At 54.6% G+C, this 25,607-nt stretch carries 25 protein-coding genes and 5 tRNA genes; 19 read left to right on the top strand and 11 right to left on the bottom strand.

Translation table 11 applies throughout. The features are described from left to right. Positions 1–124: 124 nt before the first annotated feature. From tolB to pnuC, 10 genes are all read left to right on the top strand, one after another. Entirely contained in the window at positions 125–1,417 is a 1,293-nt protein-coding gene (gene tolB / locus F8561_RS13830) for a Tol-Pal system beta propeller repeat protein TolB (protein WP_025204648.1), read from the top strand. A gap of 35 nt (positions 1,418–1,452) precedes the next feature. Continuing rightward, positions 1,453–1,974 carry a peptidoglycan-associated lipoprotein Pal gene (pal, locus tag F8561_RS13825; RefSeq protein ID WP_003858578.1) on the top strand — a complete coding sequence of 174 codons (522 nt, stop codon included), beginning with the start codon at positions 1,453–1,455 and terminating at the stop codon, positions 1,972–1,974. 9 nt (positions 1,975–1,983) lie between these two features. Continuing rightward, positions 1,984–2,778: a cell division protein CpoB gene (cpoB, locus tag F8561_RS13820; protein WP_040016950.1), complete on the top strand. Its 795-nt coding sequence runs from the start codon at positions 1,984–1,986 to the stop codon at positions 2,776–2,778. 161 nt (positions 2,779–2,939) lie between these two features. After that, positions 2,940–3,015 (top strand) — tRNA-Lys (locus tag F8561_RS13815). Positions 3,016–3,042: 27 nt separating this feature from the next. After that, positions 3,043–3,118 (top strand) — tRNA-Val (locus tag F8561_RS13810). A gap of 4 nt (positions 3,119–3,122) precedes the next feature. Beyond that, a tRNA-Lys gene (locus tag F8561_RS13805) sits at positions 3,123–3,198 on the top strand. Positions 3,199–3,337: 139 nt separating this feature from the next. Continuing rightward, positions 3,338–3,413, top strand: a tRNA-Lys gene (locus F8561_RS13800). Positions 3,414–3,444: 31 nt separating this feature from the next. Beyond that, positions 3,445–3,520: transfer RNA gene (locus F8561_RS13795), tRNA-Lys, on the top strand. Between the two features lie 235 nt (positions 3,521–3,755). Beyond that, positions 3,756–4,799 (top strand): quinolinate synthase NadA, encoded by a 1,044-nt coding sequence (gene nadA, locus F8561_RS13790; protein WP_050737376.1) that lies wholly within the window; start codon positions 3,756–3,758, stop codon positions 4,797–4,799. Positions 4,800–4,821: 22 nt separating this feature from the next. After that, positions 4,822–5,541, top strand: a complete 720-nt coding sequence (pnuC, locus tag F8561_RS13785) for a nicotinamide riboside transporter PnuC (protein ID WP_151887595.1) — start codon at positions 4,822–4,824, stop codon at positions 5,539–5,541. Here pnuC and zitB read toward each other — a convergent pair. Both zitB and F8561_RS13775 read right to left on the bottom strand, forming a co-directional pair. Next, a complete protein-coding gene (gene zitB / locus F8561_RS13780) occupies positions 5,538–6,476 on the bottom strand; it encodes a CDF family zinc transporter ZitB (protein WP_020884956.1) in 939 nt (312 codons plus the stop codon). The genes pnuC and zitB overlap by 4 nt on opposite strands. Before the next feature lie 106 nt (positions 6,477–6,582). Further along, positions 6,583–6,963, bottom strand: coding sequence for a YbgS-like family protein (locus F8561_RS13775; RefSeq protein ID WP_025204646.1), 381 nt, complete (start codon positions 6,961–6,963; stop codon positions 6,583–6,585). Positions 6,964–7,267: 304 nt separating this feature from the next. On the opposite strand from F8561_RS13775, the gene aroG reads away from it, so the two are divergent. Beyond that, on the top strand, positions 7,268–8,320 hold the full coding sequence (aroG, locus tag F8561_RS13770) for a 3-deoxy-7-phosphoheptulonate synthase AroG (RefSeq protein WP_014169194.1): 1,053 nt from the start codon (positions 7,268–7,270) through the stop codon (positions 8,318–8,320). Between the two features lie 61 nt (positions 8,321–8,381). On the opposite strand, the gene gpmA is transcribed toward aroG, so the two are convergent. The 7 genes from gpmA to modE form a co-directional block, all read right to left on the bottom strand. Beyond that, on the bottom strand, positions 8,382–9,134 hold the full coding sequence (gene gpmA, locus F8561_RS13765) for a 2,3-diphosphoglycerate-dependent phosphoglycerate mutase (protein ID WP_020884954.1): 753 nt from the start codon (positions 9,132–9,134) through the stop codon (positions 8,382–8,384). A 206-nt stretch (positions 9,135–9,340) separates the two neighbouring features. Next, positions 9,341–10,384 carry a galactose-1-epimerase gene (gene galM / locus F8561_RS13760; protein ID WP_032677707.1) on the bottom strand — a complete coding sequence of 348 codons (1,044 nt, stop codon included), beginning with the start codon at positions 10,382–10,384 and terminating at the stop codon, positions 9,341–9,343. Further along, positions 10,378–11,526 (bottom strand): galactokinase, encoded by a 1,149-nt coding sequence (gene galK, locus F8561_RS13755; RefSeq protein WP_151887594.1) that lies wholly within the window; start codon positions 11,524–11,526, stop codon positions 10,378–10,380. Before galK ends, galM begins: the two co-directional genes overlap by 7 nt. 3 nt (positions 11,527–11,529) lie before the next feature. Further along, a complete protein-coding gene (gene galT / locus F8561_RS13750; protein WP_014169198.1) occupies positions 11,530–12,576 on the bottom strand; it encodes a galactose-1-phosphate uridylyltransferase in 1,047 nt (348 codons plus the stop codon). A 9-nt stretch (positions 12,577–12,585) separates the two neighbouring features. Beyond that, on the bottom strand, positions 12,586–13,602 hold the full coding sequence (gene galE / locus F8561_RS13745; protein ID WP_020884951.1) for a UDP-glucose 4-epimerase GalE: 1,017 nt from the start codon (positions 13,600–13,602) through the stop codon (positions 12,586–12,588). Between the two features lie 202 nt (positions 13,603–13,804). Further along, positions 13,805–15,277 carry a molybdate ABC transporter ATP-binding protein ModF gene (gene modF, locus F8561_RS13740; protein WP_151887593.1) on the bottom strand — a complete coding sequence of 491 codons (1,473 nt, stop codon included), beginning with the start codon at positions 15,275–15,277 and terminating at the stop codon, positions 13,805–13,807. Positions 15,278–15,344: 67 nt separating this feature from the next. Continuing rightward, complete coding sequence (gene modE / locus F8561_RS13735) at positions 15,345–16,133, bottom strand: molybdenum-dependent transcriptional regulator (RefSeq protein WP_025204643.1); 789 nt, start codon at positions 16,131–16,133, stop codon at positions 15,345–15,347. 127 nt (positions 16,134–16,260) lie between these two features. Here modE and F8561_RS13730 point away from each other — a divergent pair, with 127 nt between their 5' ends. The 4 genes from F8561_RS13730 to modC all read left to right on the top strand — a co-directional run bounded on the left by F8561_RS13730 (position 16,261) and on the right by modC (position 19,113). Next, on the top strand, positions 16,261–16,410 hold the full coding sequence (locus tag F8561_RS13730) for an AcrZ family multidrug efflux pump-associated protein (protein ID WP_020884948.1): 150 nt from the start codon (positions 16,261–16,263) through the stop codon (positions 16,408–16,410). A gap of 179 nt (positions 16,411–16,589) precedes the next feature. After that, positions 16,590–17,363, top strand: coding sequence for a molybdate ABC transporter substrate-binding protein (modA, locus tag F8561_RS13725; RefSeq protein ID WP_151887592.1), 774 nt, complete (start codon positions 16,590–16,592; stop codon positions 17,361–17,363). Continuing rightward, positions 17,363–18,052 (top strand): molybdate ABC transporter permease subunit, encoded by a 690-nt coding sequence (modB, locus tag F8561_RS13720; RefSeq protein ID WP_014169203.1) that lies wholly within the window; start codon positions 17,363–17,365, stop codon positions 18,050–18,052. Before modA ends, modB begins: the two co-directional genes overlap by 1 nt. A 2-nt stretch (positions 18,053–18,054) precedes the next feature. Further along, the gene (gene modC, locus F8561_RS13715; protein ID WP_020884945.1) at positions 18,055–19,113 is read left to right on the top strand and encodes a molybdenum ABC transporter ATP-binding protein ModC; all 1,059 of its coding nucleotides are present in this window, start codon (positions 18,055–18,057) and stop codon (positions 19,111–19,113) included. Here the strand turns inward: modC and F8561_RS13710 are convergent, their stop codons facing one another. Beyond that, positions 19,114–19,932: a pyridoxal phosphatase gene (locus tag F8561_RS13710; RefSeq protein WP_151887591.1), complete on the bottom strand. Its 819-nt coding sequence runs from the start codon at positions 19,930–19,932 to the stop codon at positions 19,114–19,116. A 140-nt stretch (positions 19,933–20,072) separates the two neighbouring features. On the opposite strand from F8561_RS13710, the gene pgl reads away from it, so the two are divergent. Then, a complete protein-coding gene (pgl, locus tag F8561_RS13705; protein ID WP_014169206.1) occupies positions 20,073–21,068 on the top strand; it encodes a 6-phosphogluconolactonase in 996 nt (331 codons plus the stop codon). A 91-nt stretch (positions 21,069–21,159) separates the two neighbouring features. Here the strand turns inward: pgl and F8561_RS13700 are convergent, their stop codons facing one another. Beyond that, positions 21,160–22,443, bottom strand: a complete 1,284-nt coding sequence (locus F8561_RS13700) for a putative acyl-CoA thioester hydrolase (protein ID WP_151887590.1) — start codon at positions 22,441–22,443, stop codon at positions 21,160–21,162. A 224-nt stretch (positions 22,444–22,667) separates the two neighbouring features. On the opposite strand from F8561_RS13700, the gene hutI reads away from it, so the two are divergent. The 3 genes from hutI to F8561_RS13685 are packed head-to-tail and all read left to right on the top strand — an operon-like array spanning position 22,668 to position 25,580. Then, complete coding sequence (gene hutI / locus F8561_RS13695; protein WP_151887628.1) at positions 22,668–23,891, top strand: imidazolonepropionase; 1,224 nt, start codon at positions 22,668–22,670, stop codon at positions 23,889–23,891. Next, positions 23,888–24,826 (top strand): formimidoylglutamase, encoded by a 939-nt coding sequence (gene hutG / locus F8561_RS13690; protein ID WP_151887589.1) that lies wholly within the window; start codon positions 23,888–23,890, stop codon positions 24,824–24,826. Before hutI ends, hutG begins: the two co-directional genes overlap by 4 nt. A 19-nt stretch (positions 24,827–24,845) precedes the next feature. After that, positions 24,846–25,580: a histidine utilization repressor gene (locus tag F8561_RS13685; protein WP_050737372.1), complete on the top strand. Its 735-nt coding sequence runs from the start codon at positions 24,846–24,848 to the stop codon at positions 25,578–25,580. Positions 25,581–25,607: the final 27 nt, after the last annotated feature.

The raw sequence follows: 25,607 nt of genomic DNA, 5'->3' as shown, positions 1-25,607 counted from the left end.
TCCCCGTGCAAACGGGGAAAAATAGACCAGGGTTAGTCACAGGGTTTAGTAGTTTTGTCTATTTGGGTTTGTTAACATTCTGCTAAATTATCGTGGGTAAGGTTACCCGGATAAGGGAGATATGATGAAGCAGGCATTACGTGTAGCATTTGGTTTTTTAATGCTGTGGGCAGCAGTACTGCACGCAGAAGTACGTATCGAGATCACCCAGGGGGTGGATTCGGCACGCCCAATCGGTGTTGTTCCGTTCCAGTGGGCCGGTCCTGGCGCTGCGCCTGAAGATGCCGGTGGCATCGTTGCGGCTGACCTGCGTAACAGCGGTAAATTCAACCCATTAGATCGTTCTCGTCTGCCTCAGCAGCCGGGCAGCGCGCAGGAAGTACAGCCTGCTGCATGGTCTGCACTCGGTATTGATGCTGTCGTTGTTGGTCAGGTTACACCTAACCCGGACGGCTCTTACAACGTTGCATGGCAGCTGGTTGATACCGGCGGTGCACCGGGTACCGTTCTGGCACAGAACTCTTACAAGGTCACTAAACAGTACCTGCGCTACGCGGCACACGCTGCCAGCGATGCGGTATTTGAAAAACTGACCGGCATTAAAGGTGCGTTCCGTACCCGTATTGCTTATGTGGTACAGACCAATGGCGGTCAGTTCCCGTATGAGCTGCGCGTATCTGACTACGATGGTTACAATCAGTTCCTGGTGAAACGTTCTTCTCAGCCGCTGATGTCTCCAGCCTGGTCTCCGGACGGTTCTAAACTGGCTTATGTTACCTTCGAAAGCGGTCGTTCAGCGCTGGTTATCCAGACGCTGGCTAACGGTGCTGTTCGTCAGGTTGCGTCGTTCCCTCGTCACAACGGTGCGCCTTCGTTCTCTCCGGACGGTACCAAACTGGCGTTTGCGCTCTCTAAAACCGGTAGCCTGAACCTGTACGTGATGGACATTGGCTCTGGTCAAATTCGCCAGGTGACCGATGGTCGCAGCAACAACACCGAACCGTCCTGGTTCCCGGACAGCCAGAACCTGGCATTTACGTCTGACCAGGCAGGTCGTCCACAAATCTATAAAGTGAACGTCAACGGCGGTGCTCCACAGCGTATTACCTGGGAAGGTTCGCAGAACCAAAACGCAGATGTGAGCAGCGACGGTAAATTTATGGTAATGGTCAGCTCCAACGGTGGGCAGCAGCACATTGCCAAACAAGATCTGGTAGCGGGTGGCGTTCAAGTTCTGTCGTCAACGTTCCTGGATGAAACGCCAAGTCTGGCACCTAACGGCACTATGGTAATCTACAGCTCTTCTCAGGGGATGGGATCTGTGCTGAATCTGGTTTCTACAGATGGGCGTTTCAAAGCGCGTATTCCGGCAACTGATGGACAGGTAAAATCACCTGCCTGGTCGCCGTATCTGTAAATAATAATTAATTGATTACTAAAGGAATCATAGAAATGCAACTGAACAAAGTGCTGAAGGGGCTGATGATCGCTCTGCCTGTAATGGCAATCGCAGCGTGTTCTTCTAACAAGAATGCAAGCAATGACCAGAGCGGCGAAGGCATGATGGGTGCCGGTACCGGTATGGACGCGAATGGCAATGGCAACATGTCTTCTGAAGAGCAAGCGCGTCTTCAGATGCAGCAGCTGCAGCAGAACAACATCGTTTACTTCGATCTGGATAAATACGACATCCGTTCTGACTTCGCTGCGATGCTGGATGCTCACGCTAACTTCCTGCGTAGCAACCCGTCTTACAAAGTCACCGTAGAAGGTCACGCGGACGAACGTGGTACTCCAGAGTACAACATCTCCCTGGGTGAGCGTCGTGCTAACGCCGTTAAAATGTACCTGCAGGGTAAAGGCGTTTCTGCTGACCAGATCTCCATCGTTTCTTACGGTAAAGAAAAACCTGCAGTACTGGGTCACGACGAAGCGGCTTACTCCAAAAACCGTCGTGCCGTACTGGTTTACTAAGAGAATTGCATGAGCAGTAACTTCAGACATCATCTGTTGAGTCTGTCGTTACTGGTTGGAATAGCGGCCCCCTGGGCCGCTTTTGCTCAGGCACCAATCAGTAGTGTCGGCTCAGGCTCGGTAGAAGACCGGGTCACTCAACTCGAGCGTATTTCTAACGCTCACAGTCAGCTTTTAACCCAACTCCAGCAACAACTTTCCGACAACCAAAACGATATTGACTCTCTCCGTGGTCAGATTCAGGAAAGCCAGTATCAGCTTAACCAGGTTGTGGAACGTCAGAAGCAAATCTTGCTGCAGATGGATAGCCTCAGCAGCGGTGGCGCAGCTGCGCAGCCAGCAGCAGGCGATCAGAGCGGTGCGGCGACGTCAACCCCTGCTCCTGCGGCAGATGCTTCGGCCTCGACGGGAGCGCCTGTTCAGAGCGGTGACGCGAATACGGACTACAACGCGGCCATTGCCCTGGTACAGGATCAATCTCGTCAGGATGACGCTATCGCTGCGTTTCAGAACTTTGTGAAGAAATACCCTGATTCCACTTATCTGCCCAATGCAAATTATTGGCTGGGTCAGCTGAATTACAACAAGGGTAAAAAGGACGATGCGGCGTTTTATTTTGCCTCAGTGGTGAAAAATTACCCGAAATCGCCAAAAGCGCCTGATGCGATGTTTAAAGTCGGCGTCATCATGCAGGACAAAGGTGACACTGCGAAAGCGAAAGCGGTTTATCAGCAGGTGGTTGCTAAATTCCCTGGCACCGAAGGTGCGAAGCAGGCGCAAAAACGTCTGAATTCGATGGGATGATTATCGCATGACCAGAAATCGCGTTATTTCTGGTCGTGCAGCATGATTCGTAAGCAGTTAAGTGATCTTCATCGAAATTTTTGTTGCGCTGAATTCTTAAATCAGTAATATATGCCGCCGTTGCCACGGGATATCAAACAACGTGAAAACAGCGTAAAAGTGGGTCGTTAGCTCAGTTGGTAGAGCAGTTGACTTTTAATCAATTGGTCGCAGGTTCGAATCCTGCACGACCCACCACTTAAAGCAGTTCCGGTAGTACAGAGTGGGTGATTAGCTCAGTTGGTAGAGCATCTCCTTTACACGGAGGGGGTCGGCGGTTCGAGCCCGTCATCACCCACCACTCCGGGTCGTTAGCTCAGTTGGTAGAGCAGTTGACTTTTAATCAATTGGTCGCAGGTTCGAATCCTGCACGACCCACCAATTTTAATGTCTTACTCAGATGTTAAACGTGAAGGATAACGTTGCAACAGCAACGGCCCGTAGGGCGAGGCGAAGCCGAGTCATCCTGCACGACCCACCAGGTTATTGGTATGAGTAAAAATTCAGGCAACACCCAAGCGGGTCGTTAGCTCAGTTGGTAGAGCAGTTGACTTTTAATCAATTGGTCGCAGGTTCGAATCCTGCACGACCCACCAGCCTGAATAGAGTTGCAGTACATCCCGCAAGGGGTCGTTAGCTCAGTTGGTAGAGCAGTTGACTTTTAATCAATTGGTCGCAGGTTCGAATCCTGCACGACCCACCAATGTAAAAAAGCGCCCTAAAGGCGCTTTTTTGCTATCTGTATTCCGCATATTTTGACCTTGCAGGTCGGCTCCGGCGAAGTCGCCATCCGATGCGTGCTACGCACACCTATTTCCGGTGACTTTTTCTCGCAAATTCGCTATCTTGTTTAGTATACAAAACACATTTGCCGTCCGTTTTGCTATGTCATGCAAAAGAAAGGCAATAATGTTAAGCCAGTAAAACGAGAAGCCATAATGAGCGTGATGTTTGATCCAGAAGCCGCAATCTATCCCTTCCCGCCAAAGCCTGTCCCGCTGAGTCAGGATGAGAAGCAGTTTTACCGTGAGAAGATCAAACGTCTTCTTAAAGAGCGAGATGCAGTGATGGTTGCACATTACTACACCGACCCGGAAATCCAGCAACTGGCGGAAGAGACCGGGGGCTGCATCTCTGACTCTCTGGAGATGGCACGCTTTGGTGCCAGACATCCTGCTTCCACGTTACTGGTCGCAGGCGTTCGCTTTATGGGTGAAACCGCAAAGATTCTCAGCCCTGAAAAAACCATTCTGATGCCAACGCTACATGCGGAGTGTTCACTCGACCTCGGCTGTCCGATTGATGCGTTCTCGGCCTTCTGCGATGCCCATCCGGACCGTACCGTGGTGGTCTATGCCAATACCTCTGCCGCAGTGAAAGCGCGGGCAGACTGGGTCGTGACATCAAGCATCGCCGTTGAACTGATTGAGCATCTGGACAGCCTGGGCGAGAAAATCATCTGGGCGCCTGACCGCCATCTCGGTCATTACGTGCAGAAGCAGACCGGCGCTGACGTGCTTTGCTGGCAGGGTGCCTGTATTGTTCATGACGAATTTAAGACGCAGGCGCTCTCGCGCATGAAGGCGCTTTACCCGCACGCAGCGATCCTTGTTCACCCGGAATCACCGCAGTCCATTGTCGACATGGCGGATGCCGTGGGATCCACAAGCCAGCTTATCAATGCCGCCAGGACGCTGCCGCACAAGCAGCTCATCGTGGCAACTGACCGCGGTATCTTCTATAAGATGCAGCAGGCCGTGCCTGAGAAAGAGCTGCTTGAAGCACCAACGGCGGGCGAGGGGGCGACGTGTCGTAGCTGCGCGCACTGCCCGTGGATGGCGATGAACGGCCTGAAAGCTATCGCTGAGGGGCTGGAGAAAGGCGGAGCAACGCATGAAATCCATGTGGATGCTGCTCTGCGTGAAGGTGCGTTAATTCCGCTTAACCGCATGCTGGATTTTGCGGCTACACTACGTACTTAATTCAATACGCCCTGGGGAAAAGATGGATTTTTTTAGCACACAGAACATTCTGGTTCATATACCGATTGGTGCAGGTGGCTATGACCTGTCATGGATTGAGGCCGTGGGTACGCTGGCTGGGTTATTGTGTATCTGGCTGGCAAGCCTGGAGAAGATCAGCAACTACGCGTTCGGGTTAATTAACGTTACGCTCTTTGCGATTATCTTCTTCCAGATCCAGCTGTACGCCAGCCTGCTTTTGCAGTTGTTCTTCTTTGCGGCGAACATTTACGGTTGGTACGCGTGGTCGCGGCAGAACAGCCAGCAGGAGGCGGAGCTGCAAATCCGCTGGCTGCCCTTACCGAAAGCCATCGCCTGGTTTGTCGCCTGCGTTGTTGCCATTGGTTTAATGACCGTCTATATCAACCCGGTGTTTGCATTCCTGACCCGTGTCGCGGTGTCGGTCATGTCTGGCCTCGGGCTGAATGTCGCTATGCCAACACTCCAGCCGGATGCTTTCCCGTTCTGGGACTCCTGCATGATGGTGCTATCGATTGCGGCGATGATCCTGATGACACGTAAATACGTTGAGAACTGGCTGCTCTGGGTCGTCATTAACGTCATTAGCGTGGTTATTTTTGCACTTCAGGGCGTCTATGCGATGTCGCTGGAGTATCTGCTGCTGACCTTCATTGCCCTGAACGGGAGCCGGATGTGGATTAATAGCGCGCGTGAGCGAGGCTCTCGCGCGCTTTCGAACTAATGATGGTGATGATGTGAATGGCCGGACTGCGCCTCGTTCAGGTGGCAGTCCGGGCCGTTACAGGGCTGGTACTCCATCTGGATGGTGGCGTGGCCAATCTCATAGTGATGTTCGAGAAAGTGCTGGATGCGCTCAAGCAGGCCATCATGGTCATGGGTAGGGATCACCTGGACGTGCAATGTCATGACGGGTTTCTCACCCACCAGCCAGACGTGAACATGATGCACATTGCGCACCTCGGGCACGGAACGACGCAGGTTGCGTTTAAGCTCGGCAATGTCCACGGATGCCGGCGCCCCTTCAAGCAGTTCATTCACGCTCTCCTTCAGCAGCCGCCAGGCACTGCGCAATACCAGACACGATACCAGCACGGAAAGAATCGGGTCGACGGGCGTCCAGCCGGTATAAAGGATCACCAGCGCGGCCACAATAGCACCGACGGAACCCAGTAAATCGCCCATGACATGCAGAGCCGCAGCGCGCACGTTGAGGTTCTTTTCTCCGCTGCCGCGATGCAAAATCCAGAACGCCAGAAGATTCGCCAGCAGACCTGCTACGGCGATAACCATCATTGTCGCTCCGGCGACCGGCTGAGGGTGTCGAAAGCGCTGTATGGCTTCCCAGACGATAAGAAGGGTGATAACCACCAGAGCAATAGCGTTAACAAACGCCGCCAGAGTGGTCAGTCGCAGCCAGCCAAAGGTATGACGCGCGTTAGGCGGACGACGGGCAAACTGCACGGCCAACAGGGCAAAGAGCAGGGCGGCGGCATCGGTAAGCATATGTCCGGCATCCGCCAGAAGCGCCAGGGAGCCGGATACCAGGCCACCAATGACCTCGATAACCATAAACGTTGCCGTGACGCCGAAGGCCAGCATAAGGCGTTTAGCGTTGTCATCGCCAGGAGACGGGGTGTGTGAATGCGTGTGCGCCATATCAGCTTTCCTTTTTGTTATTGTTTTTAGTGTAGCGTTTTTAATGGCTTACTCCAAAAAGAAAGGAGAGCCAGAGCTCTCCTTTTACGTTTACATCCGTCAGGGACTATTGGGTTGTGCCATCCGTTTTGGTATTGGCATCGTCGCCCACTTTGTCATTCGAATTCGGACACTTACCGTCTTTGCACATGGTGTTCTTATGCATCTCATCGGTACTCATCGTGTCATGATTCATGGTCCCAGAGCCGCTACTGTCCGGATGCAACATCGTGCCTCCGGTATTGGTGTTCCCGGTATTGATCTGGCTGTTATCGACATTATTCGGGGCGATATTCTGTTTTGCATCAGGGGCGACCTGACCCGCCGCCGCCGCGGCATTTGCATCACCGTTGTTATCTGTTGAGCCCGTCTCAGCGGCAAGGACGCTGCCGCTTGCCAGGGTGAGGGAGGCTGTGAGGAAGAGGGTTGCCAGTTTCGTCATTTTCATCTTGGTGCTCCTGTTCTTGTCGTTACGCTGGATAACATTTTCCAACAGTGCATCTTTTTCAGAGGCGAAAGATTCCGTCATACGGACTTACGTCAGTATGGAATCGCGTTTAATCAAACAAAAGTGGTTGTTACAGTTAAAAAGCTTAGGTTAGATCTCGTTTTTCGCTATTTTGTGGCGATTTTTAGGTGAATTCCAGGAATTATCTGCGTGAAGTGTAAAACCGTGTTTACACTTTCTGGTCGGCAAGTTAGATTGAAAGGATTGCTTTCATTACTAAAGATATGGCAGAGCTGGAAAGAAAATGAATTATCAGAACGACGATTTACGTATTAAAGAGATCAATGAGTTATTACCTCCTGTAGCACTCCTTGAGAAATTCCCCGCCACTGAAAATGCCGCAAACACGGTGTCTCATGCTCGTAAAGCGATCCATAAGATCCTGAAAGGTAATGACGATCGTCTTCTGGTGGTGATTGGCCCTTGCTCAATTCACGATCCTGCGGCGGCCAAAGAGTACGCAGCAAGATTGCTCCAGCTTCGCGAAGAACTGCAAGGCGAGCTGGAAATTGTCATGCGTGTTTACTTCGAAAAGCCGCGTACGACCGTTGGCTGGAAAGGGCTGATTAACGACCCGCATATGGATAACAGTTTCCAGATCAACGACGGTCTGCGTATTGCGCGCAAACTGCTGCTGGAGATCAACGACAGCGGTTTGCCGGCTGCCGGTGAGTTCCTCGACATGATTACGCCGCAATATCTGGCGGATCTGATGAGCTGGGGCGCAATCGGTGCGCGTACTACAGAATCTCAGGTTCACCGCGAACTGGCGTCAGGTCTCTCGTGTCCGGTTGGTTTTAAAAACGGTACCGATGGCACCATTAAGGTGGCAATTGACGCCATCAATGCCGCCGGGGCACCGCACTGCTTCCTGTCCGTCACCAAATGGGGTCACTCCGCCATTGTGAATACCAGCGGTAACGGTGACTGTCATATTATTCTGCGTGGCGGTAAAGAGCCGAACTACAGCGCAAAACATGTCGCAGACGTGAAGGTCGGGCTGGAAAAAGCGGGTCTGCCACAACAGGTGATGATCGACTTCAGCCATGCCAACTCCAGCAAGCAGTTTAAAAAGCAGATGGAAGTCGGCGCCGATGTTTGTCAGCAGATTGCCGGCGGTGAGAACGCGATTATTGGCGTGATGATCGAAAGCCATCTGGTGGAAGGTAACCAGAATCTGGAAGGCAGCGAGCCGCTGGTCTACGGTAAGAGCGTCACGGACGCCTGCATCGGCTGGGACGATACGGATGCTCTTCTGCGTCAGCTGGCGAATGCGGTAAAAGCGCGTCGCGGCTGAGTTTCAGGAGCCAAATAAAAAAGCGTGGATTGCTCCACGCTTTTTTTATGTCCAGCGAAAATTATTTCGCTTTACCCTGGTTCGCTACAGCCGCGGCTTTTGCAGCGATCTCATCAGCGTTGCCCAGATAGTAATGTTTGATTGGTTTGAAGTTTTCGTCGAACTCATACACCAGCGGAACGCCAGTTGGGATGTTCAGTTCGAGGATCTCGTCTTCACCCATGTTGTCCAGGTATTTCACCAGCGCACGCAGGGAGTTACCGTGAGCTGCGATAATCACGCGCTCGCCGCTTTTCAGGCGTGGCAGAATGGTTTCGTTCCAGTAAGGCACAACGCGGTCGATGGTCAGCGCCAGGCTCTCGGTCGTTGGCAGCTCAGCGTCCGTCAGTTTCGCGTAACGCGGATCGTGGCCCGGGTAGCGCTCGTCATCTTTGGTCAGCTCTGGTGGGGTTACCGCGAAGCCGCGACGCCACTGTTTAACCTGCTCATCACCGTATTTTTCAGCGGTTTCCGCTTTGTTCAGACCCTGCAACGCACCGTAGTGACGCTCGTTCAGTTTCCAGGATTTCTCAACCGGCAGCCAGGCCTGATCCAGTTCGTCCAGAACGTTCCACAGTGTATGGATGGCACGTTTCAGCACAGAGGTGTAAGCAAAATCAAAGCTGAAGCCTTCAGCCTTCAGCAGTTTACCTGCTGCTTTTGCTTCGCTTACGCCTTTTTCTGACAGATCAACGTCGTACCAACCGGTAAAGCGGTTTTCGTTGTTCCACTGGCTTTCGCCATGACGCACCAGGACCAGCTTAGTTACAGCCATATCGTACTCCTCATAAGCTTTATTGAATGATAACAATTCTCATTATATTGCCGTGACAGTGCCAGCAGCAACGCTTAACCCTAACCATAGCGAAAATAGTCTCTGAGTGTAAGATGCTTGTGAATCCAGGGTTATGATTTTGTCTGCGATCGGCGCTATTTTCAGCAAGACGGAGAGAAAAAGCCCTCCGCAAGGAGGGCTGGGAATTATGAATGCGGGATGAAATGATATTCTGTCACGCTAACGTACTCTTCACCCGGGCGCAGCACACAGTCCGGCTGTGGCCATTCTGGATGGTTCGGACTGTCCGGCAGGAACTCGCTTTCCAGCGCCAGACCTTGCCAGTCGCTGTACTCTTCATGTTCGCGTGCCGTGGTACCGCCAAGGTAGTTGCCTGAATAGAATTGCAGGGCAGGGGCCGTGGTGTAGACCGTCATCTGCAGTTTCTCATCTGCAGACCAGACCTGCGCGGCAGGCTGAGTCACATCACCTTTCGCCTGCAGCAGGAACGCGTGGTCATAGCCTTTCACCTTGCGCTGATCGTCATCGCTCAGGAAATCCTGTGCGATGGTTTTTCCGCTGCGGAAATCAAAGCTGGTACCGCTGACGGCCTTGAGCCCCTGATACGGGATCCCCATTTCATCCACCGGCAGATAGGCATCGGCCAGGATCTGGAGCGTGTGATTACGCACGTCGCACTGGTTGCCGTCCAGGTTGAAATAAGCGTGGTTGGTCAGATTGACCGGGCACGGCTTATCAACTTTCGCGCGATATTCAATGGCGATACGGTTATCGTCAGCCAGCGTGAAATGCGCGAACGCGGTGAGGTTACCGGGGAATCCCTGGTCACCGTCACGCGAGTCCAGTGAGAACAGCACTTCGCGGTCGTTTTGCTGAACGATTTTCCAGCGGCGCTTATCGAATCCTTCAGGTCCACCGTGTAACTGGTTTTCGCCCTGACTGGAAAGCAACGAGTAACGCTCGCCATCAAGTTCGAAAGCGCTTTTCGCGATGCGGTTAGCATAACGGCCGACAGACGCGCCAAGATAGGCGGACTGATTGACATACTGCTCAGGCGACGCGCAGCCAAGCAGGGTTTCACGTACGCTGCCATCAGGCATTGGTACGCGAGCGGATAGCAAAGTGGCACCCCAGTCCATTAACGTAACCACCATTCCTGCGCTGTTGCGCAGGGTTAACAGGCGATACGGCAGGCCATCCGGGGCAAGGGTTGGCGTTTCGTTTAGCACTGTCCTGCTCCTTGTGATGCTTTACACACGTAGAAAGTTTCTTTAATACCTGTTTTCGCTTCGTACTGTTTTTCCACCGCCTGCTGGACGGCAGGGACGAGCTCTTCCGGCATCAGGGCAACAATGCAGCCACCGAAGCCGCCGCCGGTCATACGCACGCCGCCTTTATCGCCAATCGTGGCTTTGACGATGTCCACCAGGGTATCGATTTGCGGAACGGTGATTTCAAAATCATCGCGCATGGAGGCGTGAGATTCTGCCATCAGTTCACCCATACGTTTCAGGTCACCTTTCGCCAGCGCGGACGCCGCTTCAACGGTACGGGCATTTTCTGTCAGCACATGACGAACACGTTTCGCCACTACCGGATCCAGTTCGTGCGCCACTTTATTGAATTCGTTGAGCGAAACGTCACGCAGCGCAGGTTGCTGGAAGAAACGTGCGCCGGTTTCACACTGCTCGCGGCGGGTGTTGTACTCGCTGCCCACCAGCGTGCGTTTAAAGTTGCTGTTAATAATTACCACAGCTGCGCCTTTTGGCAAGGGAACGGCTTTGGTGCCCAGAGAGCGGCAGTCGATAAGCAAGGCATGCTCTTTTTTACCCAGCGCAGAGATCAGCTGGTCCATGATGCCGCAGTTACAGCCCACAAACTGGTTTTCCGCTTCCTGACCATTCAGGGCGATTTTTGCCCCGTCCAGCGGCAGATGATAAAGCTGCTGGAAGACGGTACCCACGGCGACTTCCAGCGACGCGGACGAGCTTAACCCGGCACCCTGAGGCACGTTTCCGCTGATGACCAGATCAGCGCCGCCCACGTTTTTATTACGTTTCTGCAGGTGTTTTACCACGCCGCGCACGTAGTTAGACCATTGCTGGCTGTCGTGGGTAACGATGGGTGCATCGAGGGAAAACTCATCCGTCTCATTGTTGTAATCCGCTGCAATAACGCGGACTTTGCGATCATCGCGCTTAGCGCAGCTAATGACCGTCTGGTAATCAATGGCGCACGGCAGAACGAAACCATCGTTATAGTCGGTATGTTCACCAATCAGGTTCACGCGGCCAGGCGCCTGAATGACATGGGTGGCAGGGTAGCCAAATTTCTCAGCAAACAGGGATTGTGTTTTATCTTTCAGACTCATTTTTTAGACTCCTGATTCGCGATAATGGACGTCACTCACAGCACGCAGGCGTTCTGCAGCCTGTTCTGCCGTCAGGTCACGCTGGGTTTCTGCCAGCATTTCATAGCCCACCATGAATTTACGTACCGTCGCAGAGCGCAGCAGCGGCGGATAGAAATGGGCATGCAACTGCCAGTGTTGATTCTCTTCACCGTTAAACGGAGCGCCATGCCAGCCCATTGAGTAGGGGAAGGAGCACTGGAACAGGTTGTCATAACGGCTGGTCAGTTTCTTCAGTGCCAGGGCGAGGTCATCGCGCTGTGCGTCGCTCAGATCGGTGATGCGCAGAACCTGTGCTTTTGGCAGAAGCAGCGTCTCAAATGGCCATGCTGCCCAGTAAGGTACGACGGCCAGCCAATGCTCGGTTTCCACCACCGTTCGGCTGCCATCGGCCAGTTCACGACGGGTGTAATCCACCAGCATCGGCGATCCGTTTTCCGCGAAATAGGCTTTTTGCAGACGGTCTTCACGCTCGGCTTCGTTTGGCAGGAAACTGTTGGCCCAGATCTGACCGTGCGGGTGCGGGTTAGAGCAGCCCATTGCCGCGCCCTTGTTTTCGAACACTTGTACCCACGGGTAGGTCTGACCCAGCTCAGCAGTTTGCGTCTGCCAGGTGCTGACGACCTCTTTCAGCGCGTCAACACTCAGCTCCGGCAGCGTTTTGCTGTGGTCGGGCGAGAAACAGATAACACGGCTGGTGCCGCGTGCGCTTTCACAGCGCATCAGCGGGTCCTGGCTATCCGGCGCGTCGGGCGTGTCGGTCATCAGGGCGGCAAAATCGTTGGTGAAAACGAAGGTGCCTTTGTAGTCCGGGTTTTTATCGCCCGTCACACGCGTGTTGCCCGGACACAGGAAGCAGTCCGGGTCGTGCTGCGGAAGCGTCTGTTTTGCAGGCGTCTCTTGCGCCCCCTGCCAGGGGCGCTTGGCGCGATGCGGAGAAACCAAAATCCATTGCCCGCTTAGCGGGTTAAAACGACGATGCGGATGATCGACGGGATTGAACGAAGTCATGACGGATCCTTAGTCCGGATAACCTTGTGGATGGCGAGACTGCCAGTGCCAGGTATCCTGTGCCATTTCATCAAGCGTGCGGGTGACACGCCAGTTAAGCTCTTTATCGGCTTTGGAGGCATCGGCCCAGTAAGCCGGGAGGTCGCCTTCACGGCGCGGTGCGAAGTGATAGTTCACAGGCTTACCGCAGGCCTTACTGAAGGCATTCACGACGTCCAGCACGCTGCTGCCGATCCCGGCGCCGAGGTTATAAATATGCACGCCTGGCTTATCGGCCAGCTGCTGCATTGCCGCCACGTGGCCGTCAGCCAGATCCATGACGTGGATATAATCACGCACACCGGTACCGTCTTCGGTTGGATAATCATTACCGAAAATAGCCAGAGACTCACGGCGGCCAACGGCCACCTGGGCGATGTACGGCATCAGGTTATTCGGGATGCCCTGTGGATCTTCACCCATATCGCCTGACGGATGGGCGCCAACCGGGTTGAAGTAGCGCAACAAGGCGATGCTCCATTCAGGCTGTGCTTTTTGCAGATCGGTGAGGATCTGCTCCACCATCAGTTTGCTTTTGCCATACGGGCTTTGCGGCGTACCGGTCGGGAAGCTTTCAACGTAAGGGATTTTTGGCTGATCGCCGTAGACGGTTGCGGAAGAGCTGAAGATAAAGTTTTTGACGTTCGCTGCGCGCATGGCGGAGATCAAACGCAGGGTACCGTTGACGTTGTTGTCGTAATACTCCAGCGGTTTCGCGACGGATTCACCCACCGCTTTCAGACCGGCGAAATGGATCACCGTCTCAATGGCATGGTCGTGAAGGATCTCGGTCATCAACGCTTCATTGCGGATGTCGCCTTCCACGAAGGTCGGTTGTTTACCGCCAAGACGTTCAATCACAGGCAGCACGCTGCGCTTACTATTGCACAGGTTGTCGAGGATGATGACATCATGACCGTTTTGCAGCAGCTGCACGCAGGTATGACTACCAATGTAACCGCTACCACCTGTTACCAGAACTCGCATATTTCGCTCCATTGGGCTTATGGTATGTAATAACCATAGCATAACAGAGACGCGAAAAGTGTGACATGGGATAAAATAGTGGAATCGTTTACACTGCTTTTAAAATCCGTTTTTGGGCGGCAATGCGACATTGTAGATCAAAGGGATAGGGAAGTCTTTGTGCAGGTTATCCGAAAAAACGGAGGGGCAGAGCCCTCCGGGGTTAATCGATTTTACTCAGCAGGTACTGATAGCGTTCACCGTCGGGCACAAACTCGAGGCGGTGCGTAATGCAGGACGGGGCATCTTCGGCATGATGGGAAACGAACAGCAGCTGCGTTTCGCCTTCGCTAATCAGGACATCCACAAAACGGCGGATCAGCTGGCGGTTTAATGGGTCCAGCCCCTGTAGCGGTTCGTCGAGGATCAGAAGGGTCGGGTGTTTCACCAGCGCGCGAACGATCAGCGCCAGACGCTGCTGTCCCCACGAAAGGCTATGAAACGGCGCGTCAGCGACCCGGTTATCCATCCCCAGAATATCCAGCCACTGCTGGGCCAGCTTATGCTGTTTGTCCGAGACCGCCTGATAAATGCCGATGGAATCAAAATACCCGGACAGGATCACATTGCGCACCGTGGTGCTGACCCGGTAATCCAGATGCAGGCTGCTGCTGACATAGCCGATATGCTTTTTGATATCCCAGATCGTTTCACCGCTTCCGCGGCGGCGGCCAAACAGGGTGAGATCGTTACTGTAGCCCTGAGGGTGATCGCCGGTGATCAGGCTCAGCAGCGTTGATTTTCCCGCGCCGTTGGGGCCAACAATTTGCCAGTGTTCACCCGGGTTGACCGTCCAGCTGAGATGATTAAGGATCGGCCGATCGTCATACGCTACCACGCCATCACGCAGCACGATGCGCGGCTGGTGGGGATCTAACGCGTGGCGGGCAGAAGGTGCGTCTGGTTCCGGCAGCGTGATGCCGTCCAGGTTTTCACTGTGCGCCAGTTGGGCAATTAACGCCTGCTTAAGTAACGCCGATTTTTCACCGGTTTCGGTCAGGTTGCAGTCAGCGAGCACGCCGGCGTTCTGAATAAACTCAGGAATTTCATCAAAACGGTTAAGCACCAGTACCAGCGTATAGCCCTGCTGGTTAAGCGAGCCGAGCAGGGTGGCCAGCTGTGCGCGGGACTGCACGTCGAGACCGTCGAACGGTTCATCCAGAATCAACAGTTCCGGCTCGCTCATCAGCGCCTGACACAGCAGCGTTTTCCGGGTCTCACCGGTCGAGAGGTATTTAAAGCGCCGGTTCAGGAGGGGGGTGATGCCAAACTGTTCTGCCAGATACGCACAACGGGCAGGATTGTTGACCTCATCCTGAATAATGTCTGCCGTCGTGCGGCCCGTATCCTCTTCGCCCGGGCTGAGTAAATCGGTGTTATTGCGCTGCCATTCATCGCTCACCAGCTTTTGCAGCTGCTCGAATGACAGGCGCGTCAGGCGCGTAAAGTTACATTGGTATTCACCTTTAAGGTGCGCGAGCTCTCCGCTCAGCGCACGGGCCAGCGCTGATTTCCCGCTTCCGTTTGTACCGACAAACGCCCAGCTTTCCCCGGCGCGTATTGTTAAATCAGAAATCGTCAGCGTTCGGGTGTCGCTAAGACGAAACGTGCCTTGCGAAATATGCAATGATGACATGACTTATCCCATTTTTTGCAGCAACAGATGTCAGGGATACTCACTGTCGACACGCTTGTCAATGTGCTCAGCACAATGTGGCGATAATCACCCGGTCGGCGTTGAAATATGCGGTCACCACAGCACCTTCTTCTAATTCTGCGGCGTCGCTGAGGGGAAGGGTTGCGCAGAGTTCTTGCCCGTCCGGCAGGGTCATCAGAACTTCACACTGCTCTTCACCGCGTTCAACGTGGCGGATGGCACCGCGTAGCTGGTTATCAGCGGCTTTTGCTTTTTCGGCATCGGCAGTGATATTCACCCACGGCGCTTTCAGTAACACCAGCACCTCTTTACCTTCATTCAGCGCCAGTCGGTCTGCGCTTTGTGCGGTAATCGCGGCTTTCAGACGGGTTGTTCCATCGGCAAGCAGGATCTCAATATGACGCTGCACCTGGGCGTTATCGCCCGCCATCACCGTACCAAACCACTGGTTACGGGCGCTGGTTTGCAGCGAAAAGCGGGAAATGGCAGCCAGCAGGCTGTCCAGCGGGAGATTATCGTCGTCACTTAGCACATCAAACGCTTTTTGCTGGATCTGCGCCAGCAGATCATACAGCTGAACCAGGCGCTGGCCGTAACGTGTCAGGATCGCACCTCCACCGCCTTTGCCGCCCGTGGCCCGGTCAACCAATGTTTGCTCGCTCAGGGTGTTCATGTCGTTGATGGCATCCCAGGCGCTTTTATAGCTAATGCCAGCGTTCTTAGCCCCCTGGCTTATTGAACCGGTTTGTTCTATTTGTTTAAGCAGGGCGATACGTCGCGGATCGGCGAAAAGCTTCTGCTGTAGTCGTAGAGTGAGGAGAATTTCGGCCTGCATAACACTGTCCTGGCAAAAAGTGCATTGTGACCCAAATGGCGAAGGTCGCAAAGGGCACCGCACAAAAGGGGATGTTTTTCTCACTTTTCAGGGTAGAATAAGCCATTCACAATATCTGGAGAAAACCATGTTGGAATTGTTGAAAAGTCTGGTATTCGCCGTGATCATGGTACCAGTAGTGATGGCCGTTATCCTCGGTGCCATCTACGGCCTGGGTGAAGTGTTCAACGTATTTTCGAACATTGGTCACAGAGACCAGGCTAAAAAGCAGCATTAATTTCCCCCCGAAACGCCCGGCTTGCCCGGGCGTTTTGCTCTCAAGTATTTCCCTTTCTCGCCGATATGATTTAAAGCATCAGCTTGCTGTACCCCTTGAGCGGTACGATTTAACGCTGGGATCTCCCCGGAGTTACCGTTATATTACTGTGTATATAACGATACTCACAGGAGCTACAAATGGCACGTACATGGGTACGCCTTTTCGCAGGGGCAACGCTGACACTTTCGCTGAGCGGGCACGCGCTGGCTGATGAGGGTAAAATTACCGTCTTTGCGGCGGCGTCGTTGACCAACGCGATGCAGGATATCGCGACAGCGTATAAAAAAGAGAAGAACGTCGAGGTGGTCTCCTCTTTTGCTTCTTCATCGACGCTGGCACGTCAGATTGAAGCGGGAGCGCCGGCCGATCTGTTCATCTCTGCAGACCAGAAGTGGATGGATTACGCGGCTGAAAAGAAATCGATTGATGCGACAACCCGCGAAACATTGCTGGGGAATAGCCTTGTCGTGGTGGCGCCGAAAGCCAGCCAGCAAGGCGAAATCAGTATCAACAAAGAGACCCCCTGGACCCGGTTGCTGAACGGAGGACGCCTGGCCGTTGGCGATCCGGAGCATGTACCGGCGGGGATCTACGCCAAAGAAGCATTGCAAAAACTGGGTGCCTGGGAGACGTTATCGCCCACACTGGCTCCGGCTGAAGATGTGCGCGGTGCTCTGGCGCTGGTTGAACGTAATGAAGCGCCGCTGGGGATAGTCTACGGGTCGGACGCCGTCGCCAGTAAAGGGGTGAAAGTGGTTGGTACGTTCCCGGAAGACTCCCACAAGAAAGTGGAATATCCTGTTGCGATTGTTGATGGACATAAAAATGCGACCGTGACGGCCTTCAGCGAATACCTGAAGGGACCCGAAGCGTCCGCAATCTTTAAACGTTACGGATTTACGACTCACTAATGATATTGACCGATCCTGAATGGCAGGCTGTCCTGCTGAGCCTGAAAGTCTCTTCCCTGGCGGTTGCGCTGAGTTTGCCCTTTGGGATCTTCTTTGCCTGGTTACTGGTTCGCTGTAAGTTTCCCGGCAAAGCCCTGCTGGATAGCGTTCTTCATCTTCCCCTCGTGTTGCCACCGGTGGTGGTTGGCTACCTGCTGCTGGTGTCGATGGGGCGGCGCGGTTTTATTGGCGAATGGTTATATGACTGGTTTGGGCTGACGTTTGCGTTTAGCTGGCGAGGGGCGGTACTGGCGGCAGCGGTGATGTCATTCCCGCTGATGGTGAGGGCCATTCGCCTGGCGCTGGAAGGGGTTGATATCAAACTGGAACAGGCTGCCCGCACGCTGGGTGCCGGGCGCTGGCGCGTCTTTTTCACCATCACGCTCCCGCTTACGCTGCCGGGCATTATTGTCGGCACGGTACTGGCGTTCGCCCGCTCGCTGGGTGAGTTTGGTGCCACGATTACCTTTGTGTCAAATATCCCCGGTGAGACGCGAACGATCCCGTCAGCAATGTATACCCTGATCCAGACGCCGGGTGGAGAAGGTGCCGCGGCGCGGCTGTGCATTATCTCAATTGTGCTGGCGCTGGTCTCGCTGCTGGTTTCGGAATGGCTGGCGCGACTCAGTCGCGAGCGGATGGGGAAATAGTCATGCTCGAACTTCAGTTCACCCAGACGCTGGGAAATCATACCCTGACCCTTAACGAGACGCTGCCTGCGAGCGGCATTACCGCCATCTTTGGTGTATCTGGTGCAGGGAAAACCTCATTGATCAATGCCATCAGCGGACTGACGCGGCCGCAGTCCGGACGGATTGTGCTCAACGATCGCGTCTTAAACGACGTTGAGAACAAAATTTACCTGGCACCGGATAAGCGGCGAATTGGTTATGTTTTTCAGGATGCGCGATTATTTCCGCATTACAGCGTGCGCGGTAATCTTCGCTACGGCATGGCCAAAAGCATGGCCGCGCAATTTGATAAGCTGGTGGCGCTGCTGGGCATTGAGTCACTGCTGGACCGTCTCCCTTCATCGCTTTCTGGTGGTGAAAAACAGCGCGTGGCGATAGGCCGCGCGTTGCTCACCGCGCCAGAACTGCTGTTGCTTGACGAACCGCTGGCCTCGCTGGATATTCCGCGAAAACGTGAACTGCTGCCCTATCTTCAGCGACTGGCGCGTGAAATCAATATCCCGATGCTCTACGTCAGCCATTCGCTGGATGAGATCCTGCATCTGGCCGATAAAGTGCTGGTACTGGAAGAGGGCAGCGTTAAGGCATTCGGTAATCTGGAAGAGGTGTGGGGCAGCAGCGTGATGCACCCGTGGTTACCGAAGGAGCAGCAGAGCAGCATCCTTAAGGTGAGCGTGCTGGAACATCACCCGCATTATGCGATGACCGCACTGGCGCTGGGCGACCAGCATTTGTGGGTCAACAAAATCGACAAACCGCTGCAGTCTGCGTTGCGTATACGTATTCAGGCTTCAGATGTCTCTCTGGTGCTGCAAGCGCCGCTGCAGACCAGTATTCGCAATATCCTGCGCGCGAAAGTGGCGGAGTGTTTTGATGATAACGGACAGGTTGAGGTAAAGCTCGAGGTGGGCAGCAAGACGCTCTGGGCGCGCATCAGTCCGTGGGCCAGAGATGAGTTAGGGATCAAGCCTGGCCTGTGGCTTTACGCGCAAATCAAGAGCGTCTCCATCACCACCTGATTACAGCAGGTGGGTATAAATATACTGCGCGATGCTGTCGGTGGTGTTATCACCAATCACGACGTTAGCACGCGCTTTTACCGCATCGTCGGCGTTGCCCATTGCCACGCCTGTACCGGCGGCCTCCAGCATGCTGATGTCGTTGTAGTTATCGCCAAAGGCAATCACATCCTGCATTGACCCGCCCTGAGACTTCACGAACTGCGTCAGACGCTTGCCTTTGCTGTTGCCTTTGCGGGCGATATCGACCTGGTCGTGCCAGGACCACTCGCACTCCAGACCCAGCGTTTGTTCAACGTGCGTCGCGAAGGCATTCAGTTTGGTGGTATCTTCATCCGTCAGCGCAAATTTCCAGATAGCATCGACATCCTGAGCCGCCTGGCGCAGGGAGGAAACCTGGGTAAAGACCGGACGCTGCGCTTCAGGCAGAGACAGTGCCCAGTTGCTGGTGCGGATCACGTGGCCTGTCGGACGTTCATACACCATTGCGTTATCCACATACATCAGGCCGTGAATGGCATGCTCATCAAGCAGATCAATCAATTGCAGCGCCTGAGGCACGGGCAGCGGATCGGATTCTAAAACCTTTTTTGCCTGATAATCATACAAATAAGTGCCATTACAACAAATTGCAGGTGTATCTAACGCCAGTGCCTGATAAAAAGGATGAATGGCAACGTGATGTCGACCCGTTACGATAAGGAGTTGATATCCCACTTCCTGCGCGCGTTTGAGTGCTTCAAGGGAAGAGGGGAGAAGGGTTTTCTGCGGAGTAAGTAAGGTACCGTCTAAATCCAGAGCTATTACACGCGAGGTCATTTGTTTTTCCGGGTTAATATTGAATTTACGTTCTGAAGGGATGGTACACCGAGAGGCAAAGGCTTCAAAATTCCCGATGACAATTCAGCATTCACCGTCAAAAGTTAACTACTTTCATGCGCAGTGAGGAGTGAATATTCATGAAACAAACCGTTTATACCGCCAGTCCTGAAAGCCAGCAGATCCACGTCTGGCGTTTAAATACCGAGGGTACCCTCACGCTGGTTCAGGTTGTTGATGTGCCAGGTCAGGTGCAGCCGATGGTTATCAGCCCGGATAAACGTTTCTTGTACGTGGGTGTGCGCCCGGAGTTTCGCGTGCTGGCCTACCGCATCTCGCCGGACGACGGCGCGCTGACTTACACTGCGGAAGCACCTTTGCCGGGCAGCCCAACGCATATCTCCACCGATCGCAAAGGCAACTTCATCTTCAGCGGCTCTTACAATGCGGGCTGTGTCAGCGTAACGCGCCTGGAAGCGGGCCTACCGGTTGAAACCGTGGAGGTGGTTGACGGGCTGGAAGGTTGCCACTCGGCGAATATTTCTCCGGATAACCGTACGCTGTGGGTCCCTGCGCTGAAACAGGATCGTATCTGCCTGTTTACCCTGAGCGATGACGGTCACCTGGTGGCGCAGAATCCTGCAGAAGTGACCACCGTTGAGGGCGCGGGCCCGCGCCATCTGGTGTTCCACCCGAACCAGCAGTACGCCTATGTGGTGAACGAGCTGAACAGTTCTGTGGACGTATGGGAACTGAAAGATCCTAACGGCAAGATTGAGTGCGTGCAGACGCTGGATATGATGCCGTCTGACTTCTCTGACACCCGCTGGGCGGCTGATATTCACATCACACCGGATGGGCGTCATCTGTATGCCTGCGACCGTACCTCCAGCCTGATTACGGTATTCAGCGTTTCTGAAGACGGTAGCGTGCTGGCGATTGAAGGTTTCCAGCCTACCGAAACCCAGCCACGCGGGTTTAATATCGATCACAGCGGTAAATACCTGATTGCGGCGGGGCAAAAATCCCACCACATCGCGCTGTACGAAATCAAAGGTGCGCAGGGGCTGCTGGAAGAGAAAGGGCGTTACGCCGTCGGCCAGGGGCCAATGTGGGTGGTGGTAAACGCACACTAAAAGACTTAAAACAAAAAACCTCGCAAATGCGAGGTTTTTTTATGCCCGGTGGGCGCCGGGCGAGTACAGCAAAAGACATCAACGCATTCTTTTATTGCTTAGGCTCAGCAACCACTTTGCTACCCAGACCGCGGTTGTTGTATTCCCACATGCGGTTGAAGTTAGCGTCATTCAGGTTGCGCTGCACGTTACCTTTATCATCCACGCTACCGGTATTGCCGGAGAAAGGACGTTTGGAGATAGCGGCATCGGCCCATGGCTTAGCAATGTTGAAACCTTCGTTGATCACGCTGTCACGAATAACAACCTGACCGTTGGTGGCAGAGTCCACATCCAGCGAGCGGCCCAGCTGCGCGACGCCGTCACCGGACGCGTTAAAGCGGCTGTTAACGGCCAGGAAGCCGTAGAACAGGTTAGATTGCGTGGCAGGGGCAAACACATAACCTTCCTGCTGAGTGCGTGAATTCACCACGCGGAAATCGGTGTTCTCAAACACCACCGCGCCGCGACCGGAGACCAGATCCACGTCACCTTCAACGTAGCTGTTAGTGACCAGCGTACGGGTCAGACGGTTATTCTGCAGCGTGTTCTGAACACCGCTGTTCGTCACGAAGAAGGTGTTCTGACGGCCGAGAATATTCACGTTGTTGATCTGCACTTTATCGCCATCGCTACGCAGTGCAACGGCCTGGTGGTTACCCGCATCAACGCTATCGCCCAGGGTATTCTGAATGGTCAGGTTCTGCAGCTGCAGGCCATTATTCTGCGACCAGACGACCGCCGAACACATCACGCCGATGGTGGCAGCACGCTTGCTCTGGCAGTTGTCAAACATGTACCACGCCGGTTTACCTGGCATGTATTTACCCGCCGGGTTGACCAGGTGACGCCAGGTGTTGCTGTCGATTTCAGAATCAATCGCCAGACCAATTTTCACGTCGACCGCTTTCTCGCCCGTCCCGTAAAGGGTGATGCTGCCCGGTGCTGCCGGAACGTAAACGGTGCCTTCATATTCCCCAGGCAGGATCGCGATGTACTGGCGAGAGGCGCTGTGTTTGGTGATAGCCGCGTCAACCGCAGCCTGAATCGTCGTGTGCGTCACGCCCTGCGTACCTGCCGGACCGACAACGAAGTCAGGTTGTTTCGGCAGGTTAATAGAAGACGGTGTCCACGGCGCAGCGTTAGGGTCCATCGCCGAGAAGTAGTGTGCACGGTCAAAGTTCTTCGCTTCATCAGCGGACAAAATCGGGCGAGAGGCGGTACCCGGTGCAACCTGCTCAGAAGGCTGCTGGTCCGGTGGGGTAGAACTGCATGCGGATAATGTCACGCCAAAGGCGAGCGCTAACGCCAGACGGGAAATCCTGGAAATGTTCAAGGTAAAGCTCCTGGGTATGCAAGTCTTAACGGGATAGACGAAATAGCCTGCTTTTTTATACTAAGTTGAGCGAAACGGGAAGATAAAAAGGGTAAAAGATGCATTTTTTACCCGCGGGAGGCGGGAAAGTCATCACAAATAAATAACATTTTCCGCCAGAGCGGTTGACAGCAGGGGGCAGATGAAAATAAATGTCTATACAACCCATGACAAGTGGAATGCCCATGCAGCAGCTTCATCCCGACGATGTAATATGGCGCAATGCGCGACTGGCGACAATGATCCCGGACGACAGCACGCCTTATGGCCTGAAAGCGCAGCACGCCCTGGTGGTGCGCGGCCAGACGATTCTGGCCGTTATTCCCGAATCTGACATCCCTTCCGGCCACCGTCACTGTGTCGATCTGCACGGTCGTCTGGTCACCCCCGGGCTGATTGACTGCCATACCCACCTGGTGTTCGGTGGCGATCGTGCGGCAGAGTGGGAGCAGCGTCTGAACGGCGTCTCTTATCAAACCATCAGCGCGCAGGGCGGCGGGATTAACGCGACCGTGACGGCGACGCGGAGCAGTTCGCCCGAGACCCTGCTCAGGCTGGCGCAACAGCGTCTGCAGCGGCTGATCGATGAAGGGGTGACCACGGTTGAAATCAAGTCGGGATATGGTCTCAACGCCGAAGCGGAAGAGAAGATGCTGCAGGTCGCCCGCCAGCTGGGCCAGAACAATCCGGTAGAGATCAGCCCAACGCTTCTGGCTGCGCATGCGGTTCCGGCGGAATACCGCCACGACGCGGACGCGTATCTCACCAGGGTGTGCGAGCAGATGATGCCCACGCTGTGGCAAAAAGGCTTATTCGAAGCCGTGGATGTGTTTTGCGAAAACGTCGGCTTCACGCCAGCGCAAACCGAGCGGCTTTTCCGCGCTGCCACTGCCCTGGGGATTCCGGTCAAAGGACACGTGGAACAGCTTTCAAATCTTGGCGGCGCGGCGCTGGTCAGCCGCTTTAAGGGGCTTTCCGCCGATCATATTGAATATCTCGACGACGCCGGTGTTCAGGCGATGGCGCACAACGGCACGGTTGCGGTATTACTGCCGGGGGCGTTCTATTTTCTTCAGGAGCGCCAGCGTCCGCCGGTTGAACAGCTCAGGAAAGAGGGCGTTCCCATGGCTGTCGCCACCGACTATAACCCCGGCACCAGCCCGTTCGCGAGTATTCATCTCGCGATGAATATGGCCTGCGTGCAGTTTGGCCTGACGCCTGAAGAGGCCTGGGCTGGCGTGACGCGACATGCTGCCCAGGCGCTGGGACGCGGGGCCACGCACGGGCAGCTGCAGTCTGGATTCGTGGCTGACTTTGTCGTCTGGGATGCACATCACCCGGTCGAAATGGTCTATGAGCCGGGACGCAATCCGTTGTATCAACGTATTTTCCGTGGGGAGAGCGTATGAGACTTTGGCGGCCGGTTGCCGAGACCGTCTGGCAGGGGCGCGACGACAGCGCCGAGGCCAGCAATGCAAAACGTATTTTTCAGACCCTACGACAGATGCCGGTATTTACCCCTCAGTCATCCGGCATCGCTTTGATAGGGTTTGAATGTGATGAAGGGGTAAAACGCAATCAGGGCAGGCCCGGCGCCGTACAGGCCCCGGAGGTGCTTCGCAAAGCGCTGGCGAACATGGCAAGTCATCATGGACATGACCGGCTGGTGGATATGGGGTCGGTGTATGTCGAGGGCGATAATCTGGAAGCGGCTCAGCGGGGGTTAAGCGATGCCGTGCAGGCCTGCCAGCAGTCCGGCATGCGTACGCTGGTTTTTGGCGGGGGACACGAGACCGCCTGGGCGCATGGCCGCGGGGTTCTGGATGCTTTCCCGAACGCGCGCGTGGTGGTGATAAATCTGGATGCACACCTTGACCTGCGCAAGGCGGACCACGCGACCTCCGGCACGCCGTTTCGTCAGCTGGCACACTACTGTGCGGATCAGGCGCGCGGTTTTCAGTATGCCTGCCTGGGCGTCAGCCGGGCGGCGAATACGCAGGCGCTGTGGGATGAAGCTGAGCGATTAAACGTCACGCTGGTGGAAGACCTTCATTTCAGGCGAGATGCGTTATCGGCTCTGGACAAGGTCCTGGCCCAGGCCGACCGCGTTTACCTCACCATTGACCTCGATGTTTTGCCTGCTGGCGAAATGCCAGCCGTCTCAGCGCCCGCGGCGTTAGGGGTACCCGCACTGGATCTTCTGCCGGTGATTGAACATATCTGCCGCAGTGGAAAACTGCAGGCTGCCGATCTGGTAGAATTTAACCCGCAGTACGATCGGGACGGACAGGGGGCAAAGCTTGCCGCTCGTCTGGCCTGGCAAATTGCTCACTGGTGGGCATAACAACGTTTAAGGAGTCAGGATGTTTTCACGCTCACCGCTGCCGCAGTCCAGCCCTCCCGCGCCTTTCTACGAAAAGGTAAAGCAGGCTATCAGCGAAAAAATCGCAACCGGCGTCTGGCGGCCGCACGATCGCATTCCGTCCGAGGCCGAACTGGTCGCACAGTTTGGTTTTAGCCGAATGACCATCAACCGGGCGCTGCGCGAGCTGACCGATGAGGGCCTTCTGGTGCGTCTGCAAGGCGTCGGGACCTTCGTCGCGGAGCCGAAAGGGCAATCGGCACTGTTTGAGATCAGAAGTATTGCCGATGAGATAGCCTCGCGAAACCATCAGCACCACTGTGAAGTGCTGGTGCTCGAAGAGACACAGGCCAGCGCCGAGCAGGCCGTGGAGCTGAATGTCAAAGAGGGAAGCCGCATCTTTCATTCCGTGATGGTGCATTATGAAAACGACATCCCGGTGCAGATTGAAGATCGCTGCGTGAACGCCGGTCGGGTGCCCGAGTACCTGGATCAGGATTACACCCAGACCACGCCGCATGCCTATCTTTCGCTCATCGCGCCGCTGACGGAAGGGGAGCACATCGTGGAAGCGGTTCGCGCTACGCCGCAGGAGTGCGAACTGTTGCGGATCAAAGAGCACGATCCTTGCCTGCTCATTCGTCGCCGTACCTGGTCTTCGTCGCATATTGTGTCGCATGCCAGACTGCTGTTCCCGGGAAATCGATACCGGCTGCAGGGCCATTTCATGTCGTAAGGGTCATACGTTTTAAAAGCGTGATAG

This window comes from Enterobacter sp. 198 (assembly GCF_009025585.1).
In the GTDB taxonomy this organism is placed as follows: domain Bacteria; phylum Pseudomonadota; class Gammaproteobacteria; order Enterobacterales; family Enterobacteriaceae; genus Enterobacter; species Enterobacter ludwigii.
The sequence above is the reverse complement of the archived record's forward strand: the minus strand, read 5'-3'. Positions and strand labels throughout refer to the sequence as shown.